The 4,878-nt window shown below is 48.7% G+C and carries 5 protein-coding genes; 4 read left to right on the top strand and 1 reads right to left on the bottom strand.

The features are described from left to right. The 3 genes from RYL88_RS11535 to RYL88_RS11525 all read left to right on the top strand — a co-directional run. Positions 1-683, top strand: a 683-nt coding sequence (locus RYL88_RS11535; protein ID WP_314991458.1) for a molybdopterin dinucleotide binding domain-containing protein, incomplete at its 5' end; no start/stop codon positions are given. 449 nt (positions 684-1,132) lie between these two features. Continuing rightward, the gene (locus tag RYL88_RS11530; RefSeq protein WP_314991455.1) at positions 1,133-1,855 is read left to right on the top strand and encodes a hypothetical protein; all 723 of its coding nucleotides are present in this window, start codon (positions 1,133-1,135) and stop codon (positions 1,853-1,855) included. 44 nt (positions 1,856-1,899) lie between these two features. Beyond that, positions 1,900-2,205, top strand: a complete 306-nt coding sequence (locus tag RYL88_RS11525; protein WP_297968966.1) for a lactoferrin binding protein — start codon at positions 1,900-1,902, stop codon at positions 2,203-2,205. Positions 2,206-2,426: 221 nt separating this feature from the next. Here the strand turns inward: RYL88_RS11525 and RYL88_RS11520 are convergent, their stop codons facing one another. Beyond that, on the bottom strand, positions 2,427-3,404 hold the full coding sequence (locus RYL88_RS11520) for an SLAC1 anion channel family protein (protein ID WP_314991453.1): 978 nt from the start codon (positions 3,402-3,404) through the stop codon (positions 2,427-2,429). Between the two features lie 183 nt (positions 3,405-3,587). On the opposite strand from RYL88_RS11520, the gene ciaB reads away from it, so the two are divergent. Beyond that, the coding region (gene ciaB / locus RYL88_RS11515) for an invasion protein CiaB (protein WP_314991452.1) at positions 3,588-4,878 on the top strand (1,291 nt) is incomplete at its 3' end.

Genomic DNA, 4,878 nt, shown 5'->3' with positions numbered 1-4,878 from the left:
GCTTTGAGGAATTTTACGAAAAAGGATTCGTGAGATTTGAAAAAGACGACGAGAGCAACGCGCTCTACACTCGCCTAGCCGCCTTCCGCGAAAACCCCGCTAAAAACCGTCTAGGAACTCCGTCGGGTAAAATCGAGCTATACTCGCCGACGATAGCGAAGATGAACTACGCCGACTGCCCTGCGCACCCTGCGTGGATCGAGCCTTTTGAATGGCTAGGCAACGCGAGCAAGAAGCATCCGCTGCATATCGTCAGCCCGCACTCTCGCTACCGCCTGCACAGCCAGTTAAACAACTCTATTATCAGAAATTTCGCCGAAGTCAGCGGACGCGAACCGATGCTAATCAACCCGAAAGACGCCAAAGAACGCGGTCTAGCTACGGGCGATATAGCGCGCGTATTTAACGATAGAGGCGAAATTTTAACGGGCGTTTTAGTAACCGACGTCGTGCCGCAAAGCGTCATAGCTATCTGCGAGGGCGCGTGGTACGACCCGGAAAATTGGGGCGAAAAGAGCCTATGCCAGCACGGCTGCGTAAACGTCCTAACACGCGACAAAGGCACTTCAAGCCTAGCGCAAAGCAACTCGGCTCACACCGCGCTAGCGCAGGTCGAGAAATTTAAAGGAGAGATTAGGCCGATACAGGCGTTTAGCAAACCTAAAATTTTGCAGTCGCTATAAAATTTAGCGCGTCGTCTCGCGAGTGCTTTTGAGAGAGATTTGAAATTTTAAGTCTGCGGCAAACTATTTGTCTAGCCTTGACTTAAAATTTCTGCACAACTCTCAAAATCATCTCGCGATACTTTCGCTTACGTTTTTTGGGCGGCGCGCCGTCTCGGCTTGTCTTTTTGCGTTCAAATTTGCAATCAGCCGATTTCAACAAACATTGTCTTTTGCTGAAATTTTGCGCTTCTAGCGAAAACATATGCGCCGAAAATTTCAGGCGATACGAAGGCGAGCCGAAATTTTCGTGCTGACGAAGTCGGGCGCCGCATCCGTTTGAGCGGGAGCGTAAAATTTGAGCGTAAAATTGATCTCTTAGTTAAGCCCATTTTTAAATTTGAACGCAAATTTTGCGCGGATTAAAAATTCTGCTAAAATTGGCTCAAATTTAACCCAAAGGCCGCGCAGTGCAAATCCCGAATTTGATCCGAAATTTTATCCGCAAACGTATCGTTTCGGAGTGCATTTTGCTACCGTTTTTCTATCCTGACGAAGGCGAGTTTGAGAGTTTTCAGGAGGGATATAGACTCGCTAGCCGCAAAACGGGCGAGGAGCTAGCAGACGACGCACCAGGGCAGTGGCGAAAGAGTTGGCGAGTCATCGCGCGTAACGGCATGGACGATCCGTTTTTCGTGGATTTTGCCCTGGGGGACGCTTCGCCCGTGTATTTTGCCTATCACGGCGCGGGCTTTTGGGAGCCGATAAAGGTCGCGGACGACATCGTTAAATTTGAAGAGATTTTAACCGCACTTGCCGCGCTTGAGGCACCTTGCTCGCTTGAAGCGATCGCTCCGCTTACTGATTTAAACAACGAATTTTACCGCGAACTAGCGGACGATTACGCGTGGGAAGATGAAGCGCGCGAGGAGCCGGGATATAGATATTTCAGCGTTTTTATCGAGGATTTGGGCGCGGATAAGGTAAAAACACTAGTGTTTTTAAAGAAATTTTTTGAAGACGAGAGCTTTGCGGCGACCAAAGAGAGGGCGCAAAATTTGCCGCTTTGCCTTTTTAGCGGCATAGAGGAGTCGGCGCTAGCGCTACAAGACAAACTCGCCTCGCTCGGAGTTAAATTTTACGCCCGCGAGATAACTTTTAGCGAAATGATCGCGCTGCGAGGCAAAATTTAGCTAAATTTCGCTACCATACGCTACATCTTCAAAAAAGGAAAGACATGAAAAAATCGTTATTTTTAGTCGCGCTTTGCGTATTTGCCGGCCATTTGGCGGCTGAGGAAACTCCTGCTGCTTGCAAAGAGTACGAAAAGGTTTCTTACGAGTTCATCGATGCGATGGAAAAACAAGCCAAAGCTCAGGGCAACAAGGAATTTAGCGCGGAGGCGACGAAAAAAGAGTTTGAGGCCGACTACGCTAGCATAAAAAAGCTAAGCAAGGAGGAGCAAGAAGTCGCTTGCCATAAGGGTACGGCCGAGGTTAAAGAGATTACGAATATGCTAAAATCAAGCGGATTGCTAAAATAATTCGCTTTTTTGGCTAGGATAGGCTAGGCGACGCAAACCTCGCAAAATACCGCGGTTAAGCGTCGCTACGGTCCATCTAAATTTGCGCTTAAGAAAGCTAAATTTGCCGCTTGGTTTAAATTAAACGCGGCGACAAAGGTCTAAAGCCCGCGCTAAAGCAAATAGCGCGATATTTTAGCTCTTAAATTTAGCGTCTTTTGCGCCGAATTTACGCTAAAATCTCACTTCTGCGCCGTAAAAATCTCTCCGCTAAATATCGCTTTTACCGTATAAAAGCCCACGATACCTATAAAAACGCATAAGATAGCAAAACCCGCCGCTCCCGCAAACAAGAAAAACTTAATCCCGTTAAACTCAAACGCTCGTAAAAACGCGACGCTTGCCGCTGCCGTAGGAAAGGTAAACGCCCACCAAGAAAGCGAAAATTTAATCCCAAGAAAGCTTTTAAACATATAAATGATAAAAAGTACGAAAAATAGCGTAACGTAAAGCATGATTTTAGCCGCCGCGTCAAAGCCGCCCGTTAGCTTAGTATAGCCTAAAAAGGCCATCGCGGGCGGAGCTACCGTGATAAAAAGCGTCGGGATAAATTTAGGCGGCATCAAGGCGCAAAAAATGAGACGATAGAGCAAAATAGCTAAAATTACCGGCCAAAAAAATATCCCGACCGAAAAATAATACCACGCAAACTCGCTCGTAGCAGGCGCGGCTAACGGAACGAAAAGGTTGCCTACGATAGGCAAAAACCACGCCGGGCTAGCGTGCTGCGGCTCTACGTCGCTACGTATCCAAAAAGACATAGCGTGCAGCGTGATGAAGGTCTGAAATGCTACGCCCACGCAAAAAAGCGTGTCGTAAATGGACGCAAAATCCCTCCAAAGCGTCGCTACCAGCAGCGTGCCGATCGAAAACGCGGCGAAAAAATTTACCTGCACGGGATGAAACAGCTCGGCCTTGCAAGCTTGTGGGTGTTTTATCAGCTTAGCCGCGTAACAAGCGCAGATGAGCGCGTAGGCTAGACTCGCCGCGCCTCGCAAAATCTCAAAAACCGCACCTGAGATATCAAAGATCAAATTTAGTCGCTCGTAAGCAAGAGCCAGTCCGCCAAGCCCCATAACTACGGTGTAAAACATGATCGGAAAGTGCTGCAGCCGGCTTGATTTTTCTTTTTTTGTCTTTTTTTCTTCTTGAGTTTTCATCGTCTTCTCGGTTTTTCGTTAAATTTTAGTCCGATTTTAGCGCAATTTCGCTGATAAAGCCGCAAGATAAATCAATTTTTAGAGCTTTGGCTAAAGGCGCGAAATTTAGCCGAGCTTGAGGTTTTTTAACTCAGCGTCCAGCATTTTTAAGCTAAAATACGCCAAATTTTAAAAAGGACAAACGTGAACGATTTTAAAAGATTAAACGAGCTAGTAGCCGCAGGCAAAGACGAGCTAAACGCGATGTATCGGCAGCTGGATAACCCTAGCGAGGTCGTGCTAAAGATGCTAAAAATCGCAGGATTTAAGGGCGAAAAAAGCGAAAAGGTCGCGGTTTTGCGCCGCATAGTCGATCTAAAAACGGAGCCGCTGGAAAACGAGCTAAAAAAGCAGGGGCGCGAGGAGGCCGAGATAGGGCGCATAAAAGACGAAGCTTTTGAGCTCGTGCGCGAATTTTACGAGGCGCGCTTTGAAAAGCTTTTGGCGCGGGTAAAAGAGAAGAAAATAATAGATGAGTTTTACTCGGCGCTACTTAGCGGCATGCACGGCGCGGGAGTAGCGATGAACGCGTGGCAAAGCGCGTGGGACAGGCAAATCCTGCAAACGACGAATAAAGAATTTGAAGCTAAATTTGCAAGCATGGCCGAAGCGATCAAATTTATAGGCGAAAACGGCCTTTACCAAAAAGACGGCGGCGAAAAGGGCGAGCGAAGCTACGGCGCAGTTATAAAAAACGGCGATAAATACGCCTTCGCGCCGTATGCCGTGACTTTTGAAAAAGAAGTAAAACGCGTGGCGGACGCGCTAGAGGAGCTAATCAAAAATCTAAAATCGCTAGCCGCAAACGACGAGCACGAGGCCTACGTAAAGTACTTTGAAAAGCTAAAGGCGGCGTTTTGCGAGCGAGAAAACGACCGCGCGATCCCAGCGTGGCAGGACGCCGAGCGAGCGTGGATGGAGGTAAAAGGCCCGCTGCAGCCCGGCCATCCGCTCGAGTATTACGAGGATGCCTACACGCACGCCGTCGCGCTCGAGTGGGACGTGAGGCTAGCGGGGGCTAGCGACTTTGACGAGGCGAAGTTTAAAGCCAGCGTCATCCGCGCCTACGAGCAAATTTGCCGCGAGTGCGGGATAGAGGACGCCCAGCTCGCGCGCCAAGTGACGCAAAACGTCGCTAGAACGCAAACATATATCAGCGTGCCGATGATCTACTACGGCGCTGAGCTAAACGGGCTATTTTCGGCTCAGGTCGTGCCAAACGACGAGACCGTGAGCAAGGAGCGGGGCAAAAAGATATTCGCCTTCGTGGAGCATGTTTACGAGAGCGCCAAGGCGCGGCCGTTTATGAAGCTTAGCGGGGAGATTTTTTCGCGCGAGTTTTTGGACTACGGGCGCGAAATTTTGTTTAAAAAGCCGCAAATTTGGAAGAAAACCTACGAGATCTCCACGATCGGCCACGAGTTTGGGCATATAC

It is taken from the genome of uncultured Campylobacter sp. (assembly GCF_963517995.1).
Lineage (GTDB): Bacteria > Campylobacterota > Campylobacteria > Campylobacterales > Campylobacteraceae > Campylobacter_A.
The sequence above is the reverse complement of the archived record's forward strand: the minus strand, read 5'-3'. Positions and strand labels throughout refer to the sequence as shown.

What these genes read in the sequence shown, in the direction of transcription:
- RYL88_RS11525 (WP_297968966.1), top strand. Translation starts at nt 1,900, where the DNA reads ATGAAAAAATCGTTATTTTTAGTCGCGCTTTGCGTATTTGCCGGCCAT.
- RYL88_RS11520 (WP_314991453.1), bottom strand. Translation starts at nt 3,404, where the DNA reads ATGAAAACTCAAGAAGAAAAAAAGACAAAAAAAGAAAAATCAAGCCGG.